Genomic DNA, 19,252 nt, shown 5'->3' on the forward strand with positions numbered 1-19,252 from the left:
GCCGACGCGCGCGCCGCAGGCTTCCCCCCGATGAGCACTTTTTGCTCTCTTCATCGGGGTGTTTTGGGCCCGCTACTCCCCGACTGCGGGCTGCCCGACGACGATCGCGTCACGTTCATCCGACAGGGTCACCGCGGCGGCGTAGGTGTGCACGTGCCTGCGCATGCGACGTCCGGCCGCCCCGATGTCGCCATCGCGGATTGCTTCGGTGATCGCGCGGTGTGTCTTGGCGGTAATCGCGCGGACTCCGGCGTCCACGAACGCGGCGTTCTCGGTGCCGGCGTAGATGGCCTGCGAGAGCGCGCTCATGAATCCCGTCAGCAGCTCGTTGTGGCTGGCCGTTGCCACACCCACGTGCCAATCTAGGTTGGCCTGCAGGAACTGCGCGAGGCTGGCTTGAGGCTCGGCGATGGCGTCATTGGCCCGGCCCAGTTCGGCGAGGTCCTCGTCGGTACGGTTGCCGGCGGCAAGCTCGGCGCAGAACGGTTCGAGAGCTTCTCTGGTCTCCATCAGGTCCACGAGTTTGATGTGCCTGCCCCGGATCAGCATGCTCACGGAGTTCGCCATCGACTTGGTGGTGGGCCGCTGAACGAACGCGCCGCCGGCGCGTCCCGCCTTGATCCGAACGAGGTTTTGCACTTCAAGGATGCGCAGCGCCTCGCGCACGGTGGCCCTGCTCATCTGTGCTTGTTTGACCAGTTCGCGCTCCGCGGGCAGCGGGTCACCCTCGGCGAGTTCACCTGTCAAGATCCGCTCGCGGAGCTCGTCGGCAAGCACGCCGGACGCCTTGGGAACTTCGACCGGGTCCAGCCTGAACTCGGAGTGCGACTTCCGCTTCGCGGGATCGGCTGCTTCCATCGAGCGCCTCTCATGGTTTATGGTCAGACCTAAGATACCATTTATTATCTTCGGCCGTTCACGAACCGACCTGGCACACGGCCACGGTGGCAGGAGAAATGCCAATGCACCTTGAGCTTTCCGACGAACAGGAACTGTTCACGACGTCGTTGCGCGAGTGGTTGGGCGAACGCGCCGACTCGTCGTCGGTCCGTCGCTGGTTGGACGCCGGCGATCCCGCCGCCTTCGAACGACTCTTCGTCGACGAGGGTTGGGCCGCGGTCGGCTTCAGCGAAGACCTCGGCGGTCAGGGCGGCGGCCTGCTGGAATTGGCGCTCACTGCACGGGAGGTCGGGCGCGCGGCCGCGCCGTCGTCCGGCTGGCTGCAGTCCGCGATCGTGCTGCCGGCCCTTTCCGACGAGCCAGCGTTGATGCGCGCGGCCACGGAATCCGGTGAAATCACCGCCTTGGCGGTCCGGGCGGATCGGATCCCGGTGGCGGTGCCGTCGGTGCAGAGCCGCGACGATCGACTGAACGGGCGGATACCGTGCGTGCTGGGCGCCGCTCGGTCCCGGCAGTTCCTGGTGCCGGTGGCTGATGGCGAGGCCACCTCCCTCTGGCTGGTGGACAGTGCCGCCGAGGGGGTCGGTGTTCACCCCCGGCCGCTGTTGGACCGTTCGCGAGACGCCGCCGATGTCGTCCTTGATGGCGTCACGGCACGCCGCCTCGACACCGACGCCATCGCCGCCCTCGGCGAAATCGCCACCAGGGCTGCGGTTCTCGTTGCCGCCGACGCATTGGGCGCAGCCGAACGGATGCTCCAGCTCGCGGTCGACTACAGCAAGCAGCGCCAGCAATTCGGCCAGCCGATCGGCTCGTTTCAGGCGGTCAAACATGCCGCCGCGCAGATGTTGGTCGCAGTGGAGTCCTCCCTGTCCATCGTCTGCTACGCGGCACAGTCCGCCCAGGAAGGCTTGCCTGAGCGCGCGACCCATGCCGCTGTGGCGAAGGCGCAGGTGACCCGTGGCGCCGCCGAGATCGCCGACAGCGCGCTGACCCTGCACGGTGCCATCGGCTACACCTGGGAGCACGACCTCCAGCTGTTCTACAAGCGCGCCAAGCTTGACCGAGTGCTGTTCGGCACGCCGTCGGCTTGGAACGAACGCATCGCCGGCGCCCTTCCATTGATCCCCGCCACCGCCTGACGTCGCGGAGTGACCGCCGCCTCAAACATGGCGCTTTCATTTTGGTCTGTCCATTAGTATGATTAACGTTCAGACCGATTCCCGGCCGTAGTCGAGCGGAGAACGTTGTGGACTTCCAATTGAGCGAGGATCAGCAGACCATTCGCGCTGCGGTCGCTGAACTGGCCGGCAAGTTCGACGATCACTACTGGATGACCAAGGACCAGAATCACGAGTTCCCGACGGAGTTCTATGACGCCTTCGCCGAGGGCGGCTGGCTCGGGATCACCACACCGGAGGAATACGGCGGTCACGGGTTCGGCATCACCGAGGCTTCGATCCTGTTGGAGGAGGTTGCGGCCAGTGGCGCCGGGATGAATGGCGCCAGTTCGATGCACATGTCGATATTCGGCATGCACCCGGTGATCGTGCATGGGTCGGATGAGCTCAAGTCCCGCACTTTGCCCCGCATCGTGACTGGTGATCTGCATGTGTGTTTCGGTGTCACCGAACCGGGCGCGGGGCTGGACACCACCAAGATCACGACGTTCGCCCGACGAGAGGCCGATCACTATGTGGTCAGCGGACGCAAGGTGTGGATCTCCAAGGCGCTGGAGTCGGAAAAGGTCCTGCTGCTGACCCGCACAACAAAGTTCGAGGATGTGGCACGCAAGACCGATGGCATGACCTTGTTCCTGACCGATCTCGACCGCGACAAGGTTGACATCCGCCCGATTCCCAAGATGGGCCGAAATGCCGTCAGCTCCAACGAATTGTTCATCGACGGCCTTGAGGTTCCCGTCGAGGATCGCGTCGGCGAAGAAGGCCAGGGTTTCCGCTACATCCTCGACGGACTCAACCCCGAACGATGCCTGATCGCCGCCGAGGCGTTGGGCATGGGACGCGCCGCGCTGCGCGCGGCCGTGCGGTACGGCAACGAACGCGAGGTGTTCGGCCGGCCGATCGGAATGAATCAGGGAATCCAGTTCCCACTTGCCGACTCGTTGGCCCGCCTGGACGCCGCCGAGCTCGTGCTGCGCAAGGCCACCTGGCTCTACGACAACGGCAAACCCTGTGCACGCGAAGCCAATACGGCCAAATATCTCTGCGCGGACGCGGCGTTCGACGCGGCCGACCGGGCGCTCCAAACACACGGGGGCATGGGCTACTCCGAGGAGTACCACGTCGCGCGGTACTTCCGGGAAGCCCGGCTGACCCGGATCGCCCCGATCAGCCAGGAGATGGTGCTCAACTACTTGGGAGAGCACGTGCTTGGCCTGCCGAGGAGCTACTGATGACCCCGCGACGTGACGTCTTCCGGCTTGACGGGCGTTCCGCGCTGGTGACCGGCGCCGGCGGCGGTCTCGGCGAGGCGATTGCGCGCGCCTTCTCTGCGGCTGGGGCCTCGGTGCTGGTGACCGACATAGACAAAGATTCGGCCGCGGCGACCGCGGAATCGATCACCGCCGCCGGCGGTGTGGCCCAACCGTTCGTCCTCGACGTGCGCGACTCGGCTGCGGCGGCCGAGGCCGCGGCCGCGGCGGCCGAACTCGGCGGTGGCACATTGCATGTCCTGATCAACAATGCCGGCGCTGTCGCGCCCGCGATGTTCAAGGACCTTTCGGAGGAGAATTTCCGCCGGATCGTCGACATCCACCTCGTGGGCAGCTTCGTGTGCAGTCAGGCGGCACTGGCGCACCTGCCGAACGACGGCACCGGACGCATTATCAACGTCACCTCCGCGGCGGGCCTCACCGGAACGATCGGTCAGGCCAACTATGGCGCGGCCAAAGCCGGCATCGTCGGCTTGACGAAGTCGCTGGCCCGAGAACTCGCGCGCCAATCCATCACCGTCAACGCCGTCGCGCCGCTGGCGGCCACCCCGATGACCGAGAACATCCGCAGCAACGAAAAGCTTGCGGCGAAGACGTTGGCGCGAATTCCCCTGGGGCGCTGGGCTTTCCCGGACGAGATCGCACCGACATTCGTCTTTCTGGCCTCCGATGCCGGGTCCTACATCACCGGCCAGGTCCTGCCCGTCGATGGCGGGACGGTGATCTGATGGGCCGCACCGTGACCGGACCGTTCGTTTCGGCGGGCCGCGAGGTTTACATCGCCGAGGCCGTCCGCACCCCGGTGGGCAAATCGCATCCCGAGCGCGGTTGGTACCGCGACACGCACCCCAACGCGATGCTCGCCGCCTGTTACACCGAGCTGATCGGACGCACGGGAATCGAGCCCGCGCTGGTGGAAGATCTGGTGATCGGCTGCACGGCCCCGTTCGGTGAACAGTCCCGCAACATCGCCCGAAACGCGTGGCTGCAAGCCGGCTATCCGCCTGAGGTGCCGGCGACGACGCTGGATCGCCGCTGCGGCTCTGCGCAGACCGCGGTGGAAATGGCCACGGCGTTGGTGGCGTCGGGCACTCACGACGTCGTGATCGCCGGCGGTGTCGAGCACATGGGCCATGTGCCCATCGACTCGCCCGTCAAGATCTCCGAACTGTATGGCGACCCGTGGCCGGCCGAGCTACGCGACCGCTACGGCTTTGTGCACCAAGGCGAAAGCGCCGAGCTGATCGCCGATCGCTGGCAGCTGAGCCGCGAGGAGATGGATGCGTTCGCCGCGCGGTCGCACCAGAACGCCGCCAAGGCGATCGCCGACGGCCGATTCGTTGCCGAGATGGTGCCGATGACGCTCGACGGCCAGCTCCGCCACGCCGACCAATGCGTGCGCCCGGAGACCACCGTGGACACGCTGGCTAATCTGAAGCCGGCATTCCGCAAGGAGAACGGGCGAATCACCGCCGGATCCTCGTCGCCGATCAGCGACGGCGCCGCCGCCGTGCTGCTGTGCTCCGCCGATGCCGCGCGTCGGCTCGGGCTGCGGATTCGTGCCCGCGTCATCGACCAAACCACCGTCGGGGTCGACCCCATCATCATGCTGACCGGGCCCATTCCCGCAACCCGGAAGTTGTTGGAGCGCAACGAATTATCCATCGATGACATCGACCTGTTCGAGGTGAACGAGGCGTTCTCCTCGGTGGTGCTGGCGTGGCAGCGGGAGCTGCGTCCGGACGCCGATCGCGTCAACGTCAACGGCGGCGCCATCGCGCTGGGTCACGCGGTGGGCGCCACCGGCGCCCGGTTGCTGGCGACATTGGTCGCCGAACTCGAACGCCGCGAGGCCGACCTTGGCCTGGTGTCGATGTGCTGCGGCGGAGGCCTTGGCACCGGAACCTTGATCCAGCGGGTGCCGACGTGATCGATTTCCGCAAGTTTCTGTCCCGAGGCGACGGTGTCTGGTGGGGTCAAGCCGCCGCGGAGCCGCGTCCGCTGGTCGATGCGCTGATCTTGCAGAATCCCCTGATCGGTCCGATCCGCACCTTCACCGGGCTGAGCTGGAACGACCAGCTCGCGGTCACGATACCCAACCGGATATCGATGGTGTCCTTTGGCGGGCTCGGCAACCTCCGGGAACTGAGCCGGTCCGGACGCCTGGAGGTGGTGCCGTGCCACTATTCGGCGCTACCGCGAATGTTCGCCGAACGCCGGCTGCCGTGTGACGTCGGCCTGGTGCAGGTGTCCCCGCCCGACAAGGACGGGACGTGCTCTTTGGGCATCGGTGTCGACTACGTCGCCGACGCGATGCGGTACACGCCGGTGCTCATCGCCGAAATCAACCAAAGAATGCCGGCCACGGTTGGCTCCCCACGGATTCCGCTCGACCGGTTCGCGGCGACCATCAGCACCGACCGGCCGCTGGCCGAAGATCCGACCCGCGCACCGGGTGCTACCGAGCAGCGCATCGCCGTCCACGTCGCCGAGCTCGTCGACGACGGCGACACCGTGCAGTTGGGGGTCGGCTCGCTGGGCGCCGCGGTGCTCGATGCGCTGGCCGAACACGAGGATTTGGGGTTTCACACGGGCATGGTCACCGACGGGCTGCTCCGGCTCTTCGACAAAGGCGTGGTGACCGGCAGCCGCAAGGAGATCGACCCCGGGCTGATAGTCGCGGGCACCGCGCTGGGTTCGGCCGAGCTGTACCAGCGGGTGCCCGAGCTACCCGCCAGGTTCCTGCCGACCAGCTACACCCATAGCCCGCAGGTGCTTTCGCAGCTGCATTCGCTGGTATCGGTGAACTTCGCCGTCGAGGTCGACCTGAGCGGGCAGGTGGGCGCCGAGGTCAGCCGCGGCGTCTATGTCGGCGCCGTCGGCGGGCAGGTGGACTTCACCCGGGCCGCCGCGCTCACCGGCAAACGGTCGATTATCGCGTTGCGGGCCACATCGGGTGGTCAGTCCACAATCAAAACCTCGCTCGAGGGCGGGGTGGTCACCACCGCGCGCTCCGACGTCGACACCGTCGTCACCGAATACGGCGTCGCGCACCTGCGCGGCTGCGGCCTGAGGGAGCGAGCGCAACGGCTGGCCGCAATCGCAGCCCCCGAGTTCCGCGATCAGCTCGACCAGGAAAGGAGCGCATTGTGAGCAGATTGCCCGCGCATGTCGACATCCGCGAGGTCGGCCCGCGCGACGGATTCCAGAATGAACCCGAAACCATCGCCACGACCGACAAGATCGACCTGATCAACCGGCTGGCCCGGACCGGCCTGCACCGAATCGAGGTGGCCAGCTTCGTCCGTCCGGACGTCATCCCCCAGCTGTCCGACGGCGTCGAGGTGCTGCGCGGCATCGATGTGCCCGAGGACGTGTCGCTGATGGTGTTGGTGCCCAACAGCAAAGGACTCGACAATGCGCTCAAGGTGCGCGAGACCTTCTCCGACGTCGCGATCTTCGTCAGCGCGTCGGAGACACATAACAAGAAGAACGTGAATCGAACCATCGCCGAGTCCATGGCCGACAACGAGGTCATCGCCAAGCGCATCGTCGCCGAGGACTTGCGCTGCGCCGCCGTCATCGCCACGTCCTACGGTTGTCCGTTCGAGGGCGAGGTGCCGATGAAGCGGGTGCTCGACATCGCCGAGCAGTTCGCGGCCGCGGGCGCCAGCGAGGTGGGATTCGGCGACACCACCGGGATGGCCAACCCCTCCTATGTCGGCGAGTTCTTCGCAGCCGCGATCGAAAGGCTGCCAGGTATTGAGGTCACCGCCCACTTCCACAACACCCGCGGCCAGGGACTGGCGAACGCCTACGCAGCATTGCAAGCAGGGTGCGTCAGCTTCGAATCCAGCTTTGGCGAACTCGGCGGCTGCCCGGTGCCGGCGGGATCCACCGGAAACATCGCCTCCGAGGACCTGATCAGCATGTTCGAAGAAATGGGCGTGAACACCGGGGTATCGCTGCCGGCCTTGATCGATGCGGCGCGCGCCGCTCAAAGCGTGCTCGGCCGCAAACTGACCAGCCACTCCATCGTCGCCGGTCCGATCGACTGGGTGCCAAACCCGGACGCTCCATCCTGCCGCTGAGCTATCCGATCACTCAAAGGAGAGAAAACATGACCAACCGTGTCGCATTCGTCACCGGCGGAGCCCAAGGCATCGGCCAGGGCATCTCGGAGACCCTGGGAGCCAATGGGTTCCGGGTCGCGGTCGCCGACCTGAACCTGGAGGCGGCAGAAGCCACCGCAAAGCGCATCGCCGGCGCCGGCGGCGAAGCCATCGCGGTCCACGTCGACGTCACCGATACCGAATCGGTGCGCGCCGCGGTCAACACCGTCGCCGCTGAGCTCGGGGACATCGAGATCGTGGTCAACAATGCCGGCTGGGACGACTTCATGCCGTTTCTGAAAACCTCAGAGGATTTCTGGGACAAGATCCTTGAGATCAACTTCAAGGGCGCACTGCGCGTCATCCACACCGTCGTGCCCGGCATGGTGGATCGCGGTTTCGGTCGGGTGATCAACATCGGTTCGGACGCGGGCCGCGTCGGCTCATCGTTGGAAGCGGTCTACTCCGGCGCCAAGGGCGGCATCATCGCTTTCACCAAGACGCTGGCCCGCGAGGTGGCGACCAAAGGGGTGACAGCCAACACCGTCTGCCCCGGGCCCACCGACACGCCCGCGCTGCGCAAGTTCGCCGACAGCTCCGGGCAGGATGCCGACAAGGTGATCGGCGGCATGACCCGCTCCGTGCCGATGAAGCGCTTGGCCCAGCCGTCGGACATCGCCGCTGCCGTCGCCTTCTTCGCATCCGATGCCGCGGAGTACATCACCGGCCAGACGCTGTCGGTCAGCGGCGGACTCACGATGTCCTGACCCCAATCCTCGTGCAATCAAGGGAGATTTGCGTGACGCAACCACAAAGCCGTGAGGCTGTGACCTGGAACCGTGACGGGGCCATTGTCGAGATCGTGCTCGACAGGCCGCCGGCTAACGCGCTAGGGCTCAAGATCATCGCCGGCTTGCATACCGCAATCGACTACGCCCAAACCGTCGACGCCAAGGTGTTGGTGGTCGCTTCCGCGGTGGATGGCTTTTTCGCTGCCGGCGCCGACATCAAACACATGTCGGCGGTCGACTCGGCTTCGTTTCGCGAGTACGGCGACGCGCTACGCGGCGCGCTGGAGCGCCTCGCGGCCCTGCCCCTGATTTCGGTGGCCGCCGTCGACGGGCTCGCCCTGGGCGGCGGTCTCGAATTGGCGATGGCGTGCACCTTGCGTGTCGGGGCTGCCCGGGCTCGGCTGGGCCTGCCCGAAGTCAAACTGGGCCTGATCCCCGGTGCCGGAGGTACTCAGCGACTCCCCCGCCTCATCGGACGCGGCCGAGCACTGGACCTCATGCTCACCGGGCGCCAGGTCGAGGCGGACGAGGCGTTGTGGATCGGGTTGATCGACCGGTTCGCTGAACCGGACACCACCGCCAGGGCCGCGGCGTGGCAACTGGCCCGTGAGTTGGCCGCGGCGTCGACATCCGCCCAGCTGGCCGTCGTCCGCACAGTCGATGCAGCCTACGACCGCCCGCTGCCTGACGGGCTGCGTTTTGAGGTCGAGCAGGTCCAGGACTTGTTCGAGCGGGGTGAGGCGGTCGAGGGAATCCGCGCATTCATCGCCAAGCGAGCACCCCAATTCGCGTGACCCAACTGATGGAGTAGCTGTCATGATCGATTTCGAAAAGCGTTATGAAACGTTGCTTCTCGAGGCTCCTGCTGACGGTGTGGTCCAGGTGACCCTGAACCGACCCGACCGCCTCAACGCCATGACCATGACCATGTTCGACGAGCTGGAGTCGGTGGCGCGGGCGGTGGGTGACGACCGCGACATACGGGTGGTGATTCTGACCGGCGCGGGCAAGGCTTTTTGCGCGGGATACGACCTCGACGAAGCCGAAGAACTGGCCTCGTTGTCTGCATTGGGCATGTTGGATCGTCAGGAGCGCGCCGCTCGCGCGCTCAGCGCCGTCCGTGCGGTACCGGTCCCGGTGATCGCGGCCGTGAACGGCCCCGCCGCCGGCGGCGGCATGTCGCTCGCGTTGATGGCAGATATCCGGCTCGGCTCCCCGAAAGCGAAGTTCAATGCCGCCTTCGTACGGATCGGGCTATCGGCCGGCGACCTGGGTGCCTCCTGGCTGCTGCCGCGCCTGATCAGTCCCTCGGCCGCCGCGGAGATCGGGTTCACGGGCCGCATCGTGGAGGCCGACGAGGCGGAACGGCTCGGCCTGCTCAACCGGGTGACGGGCCCCGACGACCTGCTCGACCAGACCCTGGCGATGGCAGGCCAGATCTGCGCCAATTCCCCCGGCGGCATCCGGATTTCCAAACGCGCGCTGCAGGCCAACATGGAAGTCGCGTCCTTCGCGGCGGCGCTCGAATTGGAAAACCGCGGGCAGGCGCTCCTGACGCGCTGTGACGACATGACCGAGGCGCTGCAGGCCTTCAAAGCCAAACGGTCACCAAACTTCTCCGGACGTTGAGCATGACCACCACCTCGCAATGGAATCGGGTGTCGCGACGCCCGCTGGCGTGCGTCCTCGACGAGCTGCGCACGGCGCGCACGCTGACGTTCGACGAGCACGCTCACGGCATCGTCGTGTTGTCCGTCAACCGACCACACCGGGCAAATTCGCAAACGGTGGAGATGTTCGGCGAAATCGCCTGGGCTACGGCGATGTTGCGCAATGCGCCGCTGCGCGCGTTGATCATCACCGGGGCGGGGGGAAAAGCGTTCTGCACCGGCTTCGACCTGGACGAGGTCGATGTCCTCACGCGGTTGTCGGTGTCGGAATTCACGGATCTCGTCGAAACGGCCGCGTGCGGGTCCACCGGGCTGCGCGCGCTGCCGTATCCGGTGATCGCCGCGGTGAGCGGCCCGGCGGCCGGAGGTGGACTGTCGTTGGCACTGGCCGCCGACATCCGGATAGCCGACCACACCGCCAGTTTCAGCGCCGGGTTCGTGCGGGTTGGGCTGTCGATCGGCGAGCTTGGCACCTCCTGGAACCTGATCCGGCTGATCGGACCGGGCCGGGCGGCGGAGCTGGCATTCACCGGACGCACGGTACGAGCCGTCGAAGCCCGGCGCATCGGACTGGCCGACCAGCTCACCGAGACGGGCAGCGCGCTCGACGCGGCGATCGAACTGGCCGAAAGCATCGCGGAAAACTCTGAGGACAGCGCGAGATCCACCAAGAATGCGTTGGTCCGCAACCTCGAGAACAACTCATTCCGGTCCGCGCTCGAGGTGGACGTCCGTGGCCAGACGCTGGCGATGCAGGTGCCGACGACCCGCAGCGCGCTGGCGAGCCTGCAAGGGCAGACGCCGTGACCACCGCCGGGCAGCTGCGCGACGGGCTCGGCCCGGCTGATGACCTGCGACACCGCCCGTTTGCCGGGGAGAGAATACGCGACAGCCTGTTCTGGCAGTTGGTCATGCCGGAGGAAGAACTCGGTGTGCAGGTCTACCTCTACCTGACCGGCAGCGGGAAGGCCGGCTACAACGTCTGCGTCTGGGGCCCAGACGAGCGCCCCTTGGCCCAGCACCTCCACCAGGGGCGGGTTCCGGAACATGCGGACTTTGACGAATTCTCGTTCGACGGGTTGACTCTCACGCAACCCGAGTTGCGCAAGACCTGCCTCATGACTTACGACCGCGACGACGTCCGAATCGAGTTTGCATTCAAGGGCATTCACGATGCGTTCAGCTATCACCGCAATCCGGACGGCCTCCCGTCGTGGTTCGCGGTGAACCGGATCGAGCAGACGGGTCGGGTGCGCGGTGGACTCGAAGTCGCCGGCCGCCGCATCGAGTGGGACCGAATGGGTCACCGCGACCACTCCTGGGGAGTCCGCGACTGGGGCGTGCCGCAGCATTGGAAATGGTTTGTCGCCTATACCGAATCGGGGAAGGCGCTCAACGGATGGATATGGATCGCCAAGGGCGAGTGGGGTTTCGCCGGCTACGTCGTCCGCGACGGGGTCACCTACCCGGTCAACCGCATCGACCACCACGCCGAATACGGTGAACAGATGCGCCAGCGTCGACTCCGTTCGACCCTGATCGACAGCACCGGTGCGCGAACGGAGCTCGAACTCGACGTCTTCGGTGTGATCGAGTTGCCTACGCACGACAGGTTGCAAACGGTGATCCGTGAAGGTGCCTGCCGAGCGGTCATCGACGGCGAACAAGGTGCCGGACAGTTCGAGGCACATTGGCAGGGGAGCTATCTCGACTATCTGTCGGCGCGGGAGACCTGATGTGGTCATGGTCTGAGCAGGAGCTCTCACGATTGGGCCTGTTTTTGGCCGACCGCGGACTCTGCGGCCCAGCGATCTCCGCCGAGGCTATCGGCGACGGACACTCCAACCTGACATTCCTGGTATCAGACGGGCATTCGCGAACGGTCGTGCGCCGACCACCGCCGCCGCCGCTGCCGCCGGGCGCTCACGATGTGCTGCGGGAAGCGCGGCTGCTGACCGCGCTCGAGCGGACCGACGTCCCGACTCCGCGCGTGCGCGCTGTCGCGGCCGCCGGAGAATTGCTCGACGTGCCGGTCTATGTCATGGACTTCGTCGATGGGGTCGTCATCACCGAATCGACGCCCGCGCCACAGGACGACGAACAGCTGCGCCGGCGCATCGGGGAATCGTTGGTGGATACTCTCGCCGCGCTGCACAAGGTGGCTTGGCGTGAGGTCGGGCTCGGCGATTTCGGCAAGCCCGACGGGTTCAACGAGCGGCAGTTGCGGAGGATGCGATCGCTGATCGCGGCCGACGGAAGCGTGCCGCGCGCCTTCGCCGCGCTGGACGGCTGGCTGCAGGCGCACCTGCCGCCGGAATCGGGAAATGCGATTGTTCACAATGACTTTCGCATCGGCAATATGATTGTCGACACCGCAACCGGTCACGTTGCCGCAGTCCTCGATTGGGAGCTCGCCACGATCGGCGATCCCCTTGCCGATTTGGGATACCTGCTCACCTCGTACCCTATGCCGGACGAGCCTCTGGTCCCGACGTCGGCGATGGGCACCGCGGTGCGGGAGCCCGGCTACCCCGGACGCACGGAGCTGATCGACCGGTACGCCGACCGCACCGGGGCTGACGTGTCGGAAGTCAATTGGTATGCCACGCTGGCGATGTACAAACTTGCCGCGCTCTACGAGTACAGCCGCAGGCGGTTCGAAAACGGTGTGGGAGACCCGTATTACGCCGATCCCACGTTGGTGAGTTCTTTCCTCGCCGCTGGCGAGCGGCTAGCCGCCGAAGGCTTTGCGCACACCTGATTTGCATCGGCATGCACGTTTTGCAGAACTCTTCTCGGTTGATTTCAAGGGGTGATTGCAACACTTCGCGGTGAGGAGTGTTGATGGCCCGTCTGTTGGCGTTGAAGTTGGTTCGGCGTCGGTATTGGGAATTGGTCGCCGAGGGTGTGCCGCCGTGGGTGGCCGCGGGGCGGCTCGGCGTGTCGGAAACCACTGGAGGGCGGTGGTTTCGTGATGCTGGCGGGGTGAAGGCACAGTTCAAGGAGCCCCAGGGGCAGAAGCGGCCGCGGTTGTCGCCCGATGAGCGCGAGGAGATCCGGGTCGGCACCGAATGTCACGAGTCGATTCGATCTATGGCTCGCCGGTTGGGACGGGCGCCGTCGACGATCATGCGCGAGATCGATCGCAGCGGGCGCTGCCGCGAGGCGCCGGGCCGCTACCGGGCCCGTTATCGGTTCGGCGCCGATCGCGGCGGCTGGGACGCCAGATCTTTCGCTGCAGAATGTCGATCTCGGCGCAACATAAACGGCGCGACTGTGGTGTGAGTCGTTTCGGAGTAGCGCTGTCACTCTGTCGGAGGAGAAAATCCCGCTGGTTGGGGGACGCGCACTGGGTGAGCTGTCCCGTACCCTGGCCACGTGCCACCGATCGATCACCAATTGAACCTCACCACGCAGGCGATCCTGACGGACCTCAGCTGGGGCCTGACGGCGATTCTGTTGGTAATCGCGATCCGGATGGGTATGCGCGAACGGACGCCGTTCTATGCGCTCGTGGTGTTGGGGGCCTTGGTCGGCGCATTCGCCGAGCCGCTTTATGACGTGGCGATGATGCTGTACTTCTACTCCACACCAGGCATGTGGACGCATTTCACCGCGTTCGACATCCCGCAACCGATCTGGACGCACAGCGGTTATGTGGTGCTGTATGCCGCCCCTGCTATCTATATCAGTCGCCAGATCGCCCGCGGCTTAATGACTCGCCGCACGCTGTTTGTCTGGGCCGGCATCACGTTGCTTGAATCGGCCACGTTCGAGATCGTCGGCATCAACGGCGGCCTCTACAGTTACTGGGGGCCACACGTCTTCCGGATCTTCCAGTACCCCTTGGTGATTGGCGTGCTCGAAGCCGCCCAGGTGATCTGCTTCGCGGTGGCGGCGACGCAGCTGCGTGCACGCTGCAGCGGTCAGTGGCAGCTGCTGGGCCTCTTCGTGCTTTTCCCGTGCACGTTCTTCATGGCCAACTTTGGCGCGGGCTGGCCGACCATCATCGCCGTGCATCTCAAGCACACCTCGACGCCAGTGGTTGCGGCCGCAGCGGTGCTGAGCATCTGCTTCGCGGTCCTACTGGTGCGAGCTGCCGCGTCGCTCCTGCCGCCACGATCAGCCGCCGCTGCGGAGGCTGGCGCGAGCAGCCTGGGGGAACGAGTGCAGCCGGTCCTCGGCGAACGCTAGCAGGCCACCTTTACCGCGAAGGTTTCCGCAGTGCGGGTGCTGGGGTGCTCGGCGGCGAAGCCGTCCGCGGTACCGGTGATGCTGTAGGTCCGGTCCACCATAGTGATTTGGGCACTTCCCTGCAGATGTGTCCAATAGCTGCCGGTGAACCCGCCGACGTTGTTGAAGGTGACCGCTTTTGCTGTCGGTGCTGTCGCGTTGTCGACCAGCAAAGTCACCTCACCGTCGGTCTGGCCGATAACGACGCTCGTCAGAGATTGGATGGTCTGGCACCTGACGTCACCCGTTGTCTTGCTGCCCGCAGCATCGATAATCACTTGCGCGGTGCCGGCGGCCAAGGCGCCTTCGGGCAGTGTCGGTTGCGCCGGCGATTGCGACGAACAACTTGCGACGCCCCCGATTACTAGCGTTGCCGCGGCAATGTATCGGCTCTGCATGCACTCACCTCGCTGTGTTGGCGACCGTGTGATCGTTGGGCCGTTCCGATCACCGCGCTCGCCTACTGCGGCGGCTGGCCGGGCGGTGGGTACACGCCGCGCAGGATCCACGGCAGCCAGCCGATGCCGAATTCGACCTCGTCGCTGGCGTCGTAGTCCGGGGTCGGATCGGGCGGAATGTTCTCCTGCATGGCCGCCACAGGCGCAGGCCCCGTTGGCGGTGCCTGCGGTGGGCGCGCAGGCTGCCCGTAGACAGCAACTACGACGGTGCGATCCAGGCTGTTTTCCGACCACACCCCGACTTGGCTGTTGGCGCAATTGGACATGACCGCGAAATCCGCAGGGTTGTAGTACCACTGGTTGATCAACTCGATGCCGCTGATCGCCAGGGCGGGATTGATCGCCACGGTTTCGGCCACTGGACCGTGGAAGCCCGCTCTGCCGGCGCGGTCTTGGGGGGTGGACCCGTCTGAGCCGATGTCACCGTCGAGGCTCCGGTTGTTCAACACATCGTGGGTTTGCCACTGGGCAGCCAGTTGAAGCTGGGGATTGTTTCTGACGTCGTTGGTGCAGCCCGCCTGATGCTGCATCTGGTAGACGTTGGCGACCACGCCGTCATTGAGTCGCTTGTTGTTCGGTACGAGCGTGTTGTTGTCACCATCCGCATGTGCGGCGGGCATACCCAGCATGGCGGCGACGACCACCAAGGCGGGCGGGGCAAGCGGCCGATACTGCATGTTGATCTCCTCTTGTTCAGCCGCCGGCGAGCGGTGGCCGGTAGTGTGCTGCCGAATTTCGCAACTGCCAGATCAGCGCGGGGCACAGTTCGTTAACCGCCTGACTGATCAGATACGAAGCCTGGAATTCGTCGGAGGTGTTGAAGTCGCCCTTTACGTCGCCCATCACCTGCGCATAGGTGCGGCCCTGAGATACCTTGTCGCAGATGCCATGTCCGTAGCTCAAGGCGGCGTCAGCGTTGGCGAAGTTATAGCCGGGGCGCACCGTCACGTTGACCAGATAGGCCACCACATCGGCGCGTGCAGATGGTGTGACCGCGACTGGCACGACACCGAGTAGACCTGCACACGCGAAAACCACAGCCGCAAGCAGTTTGTCCTGCGTGCGATGGGATACGGATCGGTGCTGCACGGTCGTCGTCCGATCAGACTGGATCGAATCCGGAGATCAGCCAACGGCCATCGATGTTGTCGAGGGTGACCCGAACGCTGGATGCGGTGTTGGTCGGCGCGTCCTGGCCGACAATAACGGTCTGGTTCACCAGCAGCAGGACGACGGCGTGGTTGGCGGTCGCCGACTTCGAGGCGGCGCCCGGGACAGTCGCCACCGCGGAGATCTGCTTTTGCTTGGCTCCTGGGATCACCACATCGTGGGTCAGCGATGTGTAGGAGCTGAGGAACGTGCCGGTCAGTCTGGCCCGCGCGGCCTCAAGGTCCTTCTGCACAGTGTCGGGCCGGTAGGACAGCAGCGCGATGGTGCCGTCGGTGGCCGCCCGCACGGATTCCGCGCGGGCAACCGCAGCGTCGCGGAGAGAGACGTCCTGCCATTTCAGATAGCCCGCTGTTGATGCCAGCAGCAAAGCCAGCCCGGGCAGCAGCGCGTAGGTGATCAGCCGCGACCAGCGGATGCGGCGGCGCTCTCTCGCCGGCGGCTCATCGTCGGCCCCGTCTGGCTCCGTGCCGGTCTCGCTGACTTCGGTATCGTCCTTCGCTGTCGTGTCGGCGGCGGTGTCATCCGCAACGGTCGCGTCCTGCGCGGTCTCGTCCTCAATGATCGCCGTTTGCACTGGCTCAGCCGGTGTTTCCATCTCGGAGCCGATACCCTTCTGGTCGCCGGCTTGGCGTGACTTGAGCCGCATCATGGCACGAATCCCACGTTAGAAACCTTCACCTGATCGCCGACTCTTTGCACGTAGATGCGCATTCGCCAGGCCCGCGGCTCCTGATCGGTTTCGCCGGCATTCGACGTCTGCACGGACACCGCCACCAGCGCCTGGGCTGTGTCGGCCGTCTCCGACTCCAGCCCAGCCTCGGTAATCGTGCCGACCGTGGACGCCTTGGCTTGCTTAACCACCTCGATGAATGGTTTTGACCGCTTGGCGAAGTCGTCGTAGAACTCCCCCGTCGCGCCGTCCAGAATCCGGCGCACATCAGCGTCGGCATGCTGCCAGTCGATCGTCGTCAAGTTCAGCGCGCCCTGCCTAGCCACCTGTAGAAATTGACTTCGCTGGACCTCTGCCTTCTGCGACTGGTGGACACGAAATCCCGACCATCCCACGAGGACCGACAAGGCGACGACGACCGTCAGACTGAACAGCGTCGCCCACCGCTGCGGCGACATCCTTTTTCTTTTTTTGGATCGGGCCTTCGGTTCGCTGTCTGCGTCATCCGCAGCGGGCTCGGAGGTTGCGCCCTCCTCGTCGATCTCATCGACTTCGTCGACTGCGTCGACTTGGTCGACTGCGTCATCATCCGTGCGCAGGTCTGAATCAGTCGCTACCAACATACTGTCCTCCGTCATCGTGATTGGAACGTTTGCGCGTTATTGCTGTCATCTGCCCGGGGGCGGCAACAGCATCGATTGCCATGTCTTGTCCTTCGGCGCGTTTTGGGCCAGGTCGGATTGGGTGTACTGACGCCCGTCCGGTGCGATATAGGTGCCGGTGGCCGGGTCATACGGCGCGGCGGCTATGGGTGGCGGCGCGGCAGCCGGCGGACGAGCTGCCTGCGGAGACCCGGGTGGCAGCTGGGGGATGCCCTGACCGGACAAGGTTGCGTTGGGGTCACCTTTCCAGTTGTTGCCGTCGTTGAGCGGCACATACGGTTCGTTGCTTTCGCACAGCTTCACCGTGGGTGCGCGCTTGCCGGGCACGGTTTCACACGGGGTGTTGCGGGCGCCTCGCACGTTGAGCCACGAATCCTGCGGCACCCTGCAGTACAGGTCGCCGGCCGGGCGGTTCGGGTAGTCCTCGAACGTCGGGATCCGCTGCTGCTGGGCCGGCAGGAACCCGGTGGCGCACGGCGGCGGCAGGTTGAGGTTGAGGTTGAAGCTCAGGTACTGACCCCGGTATCCCTGCTTGGTGTTTGCGTTGGCGACGATGCCGGCCTGTTCGGCGTTGATGGACATGGGGAACACCGCCAGCAGCTGTTCGATGTCGTTCTGGTAGACGAGGGCGACCTTGGCGACGCTGACGAGATTGGCCAGCAGGATTGGCAGGGTGGGTTGCAGCCGCTCGAACAGTTGACGTGCCTCGTCGAACGCTGGGCCGCCCTTGTCGATGACGCCCGCGGCGGCCTCGTCGTGGGTCTGCAACTCAGTGGTCACGGTGGCCAGGTTCGATGCCCATGCCGCAATCGCATCGGACGTGTTGGTCTGCGAGTCGAGCACCGGCTTCGATTGATCGATCAGGGCCACCAGCGGGTCAAGGTTTTTGCGCGCGTCGATCGCCAGGTTGGACGAACCCGTAATCAGGCGGGAAAGCTCGGGGCCGAGCCCGCCCACCGCGGTGTACGACTCGTCGATGACGGTCTTCAGGTTGTCGTGAGGTATTGCCCCCAGAGCGGTGTTGGCGGCGGTGAGCAGGCTGTTGATGTCTGGCGGCACGGAGGTGTCGGCCACCGGAATCACGTCGCCGTCCTTCAGCGGCGGCGCAGTTCCGTTGCGGGGCAACAGCTCGACGTACGATTCGCCGATCGCCGATTGGCTGTGCACCTCGGCTTTGAGATCCGACGGTATGTGGATACCGGATTTCAGCGTCAGCACAGCTTCGACCCCGGAGTCGGTCAGGCGCACGGATTCCACCCGGCCCACCTCGGTGCCGCGATAGGTGACGTTGCCGGTGCCATACAGCCCTCCGGATTGCGGCAGCTCCATCTTCACGGTGTAGCGACCGACGCCGAACAGCATGGCCGGCAGCTTCACGAAGTGCAGAGACATCACTGCCAGCGCGACCAGCGCGATCACGCTAAAGACAGCCAGTTGGATCTTGACTCTTCGGTGTAGATGCATCTACGGCCCCTGGTCCCAGTGGTACGGAACGGTCAGCGGATTGCCGCGCACGGACGGGGTACCCGCGGTGCACGGGCTGGGGTATTGGCCGATGGTGCGGCCCCACTGCAGTTCTAACTGGGTCAGATGGCACTCGAACCGGGTGCCGGTGAATATCCCTTGGTCGATTCGGCTGAGCGTGAGGTCGACGATCGCCGTCAGGTTGGCGTAGTCGCCGCGCTGAAAGTTCTCGAAGGTTTCGTTCGGGAAAGGGAAGGTGAGAAGGAGGCTGAGCGACCGGGTCAGGCTGGGCCCGGCGTTGGCGAGCGACTCCAGCACCGGCCCGACTTGCTGTAATTCCTTGACCAGGTTTTCTTTGGTCTTGTTGACCGAGTCGACGGTCAAGGCGCTGAATTTGCCCAGCTGGTCGGCCGCCTCGACGAGCTGGTCCCGGTCGCCGTTGAGCACCGCGAGCGCGTCGGGGATGGTCGCCAGGGCCCGATCCAGGACCGGTTGCTCGGCGGCGAACTTCCCAACCAGGTTGTTCAGGCTTTCGGTGGCCGCGATGATGTCACCCTTTTGGTCGTTGAGGTATGCGGCGAATTTGTCCAGCTGCCCAATCAGGCTTCGCAGATCTTGCTCGCGGCCCCGAAACGCGGTGCTGGACCGAGGTGCTGGCCTGGCAGCC

At 65.3% G+C, this 19,252-nt stretch carries 20 protein-coding genes and 2 pseudogenes; 14 read left to right on the forward strand and 8 right to left on the reverse strand.

The genetic code is table 11. The features are described 5' to 3' along the window. Positions 1-72: 72 nt before the first annotated feature. The gene (locus JWP83_RS19500; RefSeq protein WP_297733268.1) at positions 73-858 is read right to left on the reverse strand and encodes a FadR/GntR family transcriptional regulator; all 786 of its coding nucleotides are present in this window, start codon (positions 856-858) and stop codon (positions 73-75) included. 104 nt (positions 859-962) lie between these two features. On the opposite strand from JWP83_RS19500, the gene JWP83_RS19505 reads away from it, so the two are divergent. From JWP83_RS19505 to JWP83_RS19570, 14 genes and pseudogenes are all read left to right on the forward strand, one after another. Then, entirely contained in the window at positions 963-2,042 is a 1,080-nt protein-coding gene (locus JWP83_RS19505; RefSeq protein ID WP_297733272.1) for an acyl-CoA dehydrogenase, read from the forward strand. Positions 2,043-2,149: 107 nt separating this feature from the next. Next, positions 2,150-3,316, forward strand: a complete 1,167-nt coding sequence (locus tag JWP83_RS19510; RefSeq protein ID WP_297733274.1) for an acyl-CoA dehydrogenase family protein — start codon at positions 2,150-2,152, stop codon at positions 3,314-3,316. Further along, entirely contained in the window at positions 3,316-4,083 is a 768-nt protein-coding gene (locus tag JWP83_RS19515; protein WP_297733277.1) for an SDR family NAD(P)-dependent oxidoreductase, read from the forward strand. The genes JWP83_RS19510 and JWP83_RS19515 overlap by 1 nt, the downstream gene beginning before the upstream one ends. Continuing rightward, a complete protein-coding gene (locus JWP83_RS19520; RefSeq protein ID WP_297733280.1) occupies positions 4,083-5,285 on the forward strand; it encodes a thiolase family protein in 1,203 nt (400 codons plus the stop codon). The genes JWP83_RS19515 and JWP83_RS19520 overlap by 1 nt, the downstream gene beginning before the upstream one ends. Continuing rightward, on the forward strand, positions 5,282-6,508 hold the full coding sequence (locus tag JWP83_RS19525) for an acetyl-CoA hydrolase/transferase C-terminal domain-containing protein (RefSeq protein WP_297733283.1): 1,227 nt from the start codon (positions 5,282-5,284) through the stop codon (positions 6,506-6,508). The genes JWP83_RS19520 and JWP83_RS19525 overlap by 4 nt, the downstream gene beginning before the upstream one ends. Further along, the gene (locus tag JWP83_RS19530) at positions 6,505-7,446 is read left to right on the forward strand and encodes a hydroxymethylglutaryl-CoA lyase (protein ID WP_297733286.1); all 942 of its coding nucleotides are present in this window, start codon (positions 6,505-6,507) and stop codon (positions 7,444-7,446) included. Before JWP83_RS19525 ends, JWP83_RS19530 begins: the two co-directional genes overlap by 4 nt. 29 nt (positions 7,447-7,475) lie before the next feature. Then, positions 7,476-8,234, forward strand: coding sequence for an SDR family NAD(P)-dependent oxidoreductase (locus JWP83_RS19535; RefSeq protein ID WP_297733291.1), 759 nt, complete (start codon positions 7,476-7,478; stop codon positions 8,232-8,234). A 32-nt stretch (positions 8,235-8,266) separates the two neighbouring features. Continuing rightward, on the forward strand, positions 8,267-9,052 hold the full coding sequence (locus JWP83_RS19540; protein WP_297733294.1) for an enoyl-CoA hydratase-related protein: 786 nt from the start codon (positions 8,267-8,269) through the stop codon (positions 9,050-9,052). 22 nt (positions 9,053-9,074) lie between these two features. Continuing rightward, positions 9,075-9,887, forward strand: a complete 813-nt coding sequence (locus JWP83_RS19545) for an enoyl-CoA hydratase-related protein (RefSeq protein ID WP_297733297.1) — start codon at positions 9,075-9,077, stop codon at positions 9,885-9,887. Positions 9,888-9,889: 2 nt separating this feature from the next. Continuing rightward, complete coding sequence (locus JWP83_RS19550; protein WP_297733300.1) at positions 9,890-10,735, forward strand: enoyl-CoA hydratase/isomerase family protein; 846 nt, start codon at positions 9,890-9,892, stop codon at positions 10,733-10,735. Then, positions 10,732-11,664 (forward strand): hypothetical protein, encoded by a 933-nt coding sequence (locus tag JWP83_RS19555; RefSeq protein ID WP_297733303.1) that lies wholly within the window; start codon positions 10,732-10,734, stop codon positions 11,662-11,664. Before JWP83_RS19550 ends, JWP83_RS19555 begins: the two co-directional genes overlap by 4 nt. Next, positions 11,664-12,689: a phosphotransferase family protein gene (locus JWP83_RS19560; protein WP_297733305.1), complete on the forward strand. Its 1,026-nt coding sequence runs from the start codon at positions 11,664-11,666 to the stop codon at positions 12,687-12,689. Before JWP83_RS19555 ends, JWP83_RS19560 begins: the two co-directional genes overlap by 1 nt. An 83-nt stretch (positions 12,690-12,772) precedes the next feature. Continuing rightward, positions 12,773-13,186 (forward strand): annotated as a pseudogene (locus tag JWP83_RS19565) (helix-turn-helix domain-containing protein); the annotation flags it as partial. Between the two features lie 120 nt (positions 13,187-13,306). Further along, positions 13,307-14,122: a hypothetical protein gene (locus JWP83_RS19570; RefSeq protein WP_297733308.1), complete on the forward strand. Its 816-nt coding sequence runs from the start codon at positions 13,307-13,309 to the stop codon at positions 14,120-14,122. On the opposite strand, the gene JWP83_RS19575 is transcribed toward JWP83_RS19570, so the two are convergent. From JWP83_RS19575 to JWP83_RS19605, 7 genes and pseudogenes are all read right to left on the reverse strand, one after another. Next, positions 14,119-14,460, reverse strand: coding sequence for a lipoprotein LpqH (locus JWP83_RS19575; protein WP_297733311.1), 342 nt, complete (start codon positions 14,458-14,460; stop codon positions 14,119-14,121). The two genes, JWP83_RS19570 and JWP83_RS19575, sit on opposite strands and share 4 nt — an antisense overlap. 161 nt (positions 14,461-14,621) lie before the next feature. Beyond that, complete coding sequence (locus JWP83_RS19580) at positions 14,622-15,248, reverse strand: CAP domain-containing protein (RefSeq protein ID WP_297733336.1); 627 nt, start codon at positions 15,246-15,248, stop codon at positions 14,622-14,624. Between the two features lie 64 nt (positions 15,249-15,312). Beyond that, a complete protein-coding gene (locus JWP83_RS19585) occupies positions 15,313-15,708 on the reverse strand; it encodes a DUF732 domain-containing protein (RefSeq protein WP_297733314.1) in 396 nt (131 codons plus the stop codon). A gap of 13 nt (positions 15,709-15,721) precedes the next feature. Then, the gene (locus JWP83_RS19590) at positions 15,722-16,204 is read right to left on the reverse strand and encodes a hypothetical protein (RefSeq protein WP_297733337.1); all 483 of its coding nucleotides are present in this window, start codon (positions 16,202-16,204) and stop codon (positions 15,722-15,724) included. A 230-nt stretch (positions 16,205-16,434) separates the two neighbouring features. Then, entirely contained in the window at positions 16,435-17,082 is a 648-nt protein-coding gene (locus JWP83_RS19595) for a mammalian cell entry protein (RefSeq protein ID WP_297733316.1), read from the reverse strand. 45 nt (positions 17,083-17,127) lie between these two features. Continuing rightward, positions 17,128-18,585, reverse strand: coding sequence for an MlaD family protein (locus JWP83_RS19600; RefSeq protein ID WP_297733319.1), 1,458 nt, complete (start codon positions 18,583-18,585; stop codon positions 17,128-17,130). After that, positions 18,586-19,252 (reverse strand): annotated as a pseudogene (locus tag JWP83_RS19605) (mammalian cell entry protein); the annotation flags it as partial.

Origin of the sequence: Mycobacterium sp., from assembly GCF_025965855.1 — a bacterium.
Lineage (GTDB): Bacteria > Actinomycetota > Actinomycetes > Mycobacteriales > Mycobacteriaceae > Mycobacterium.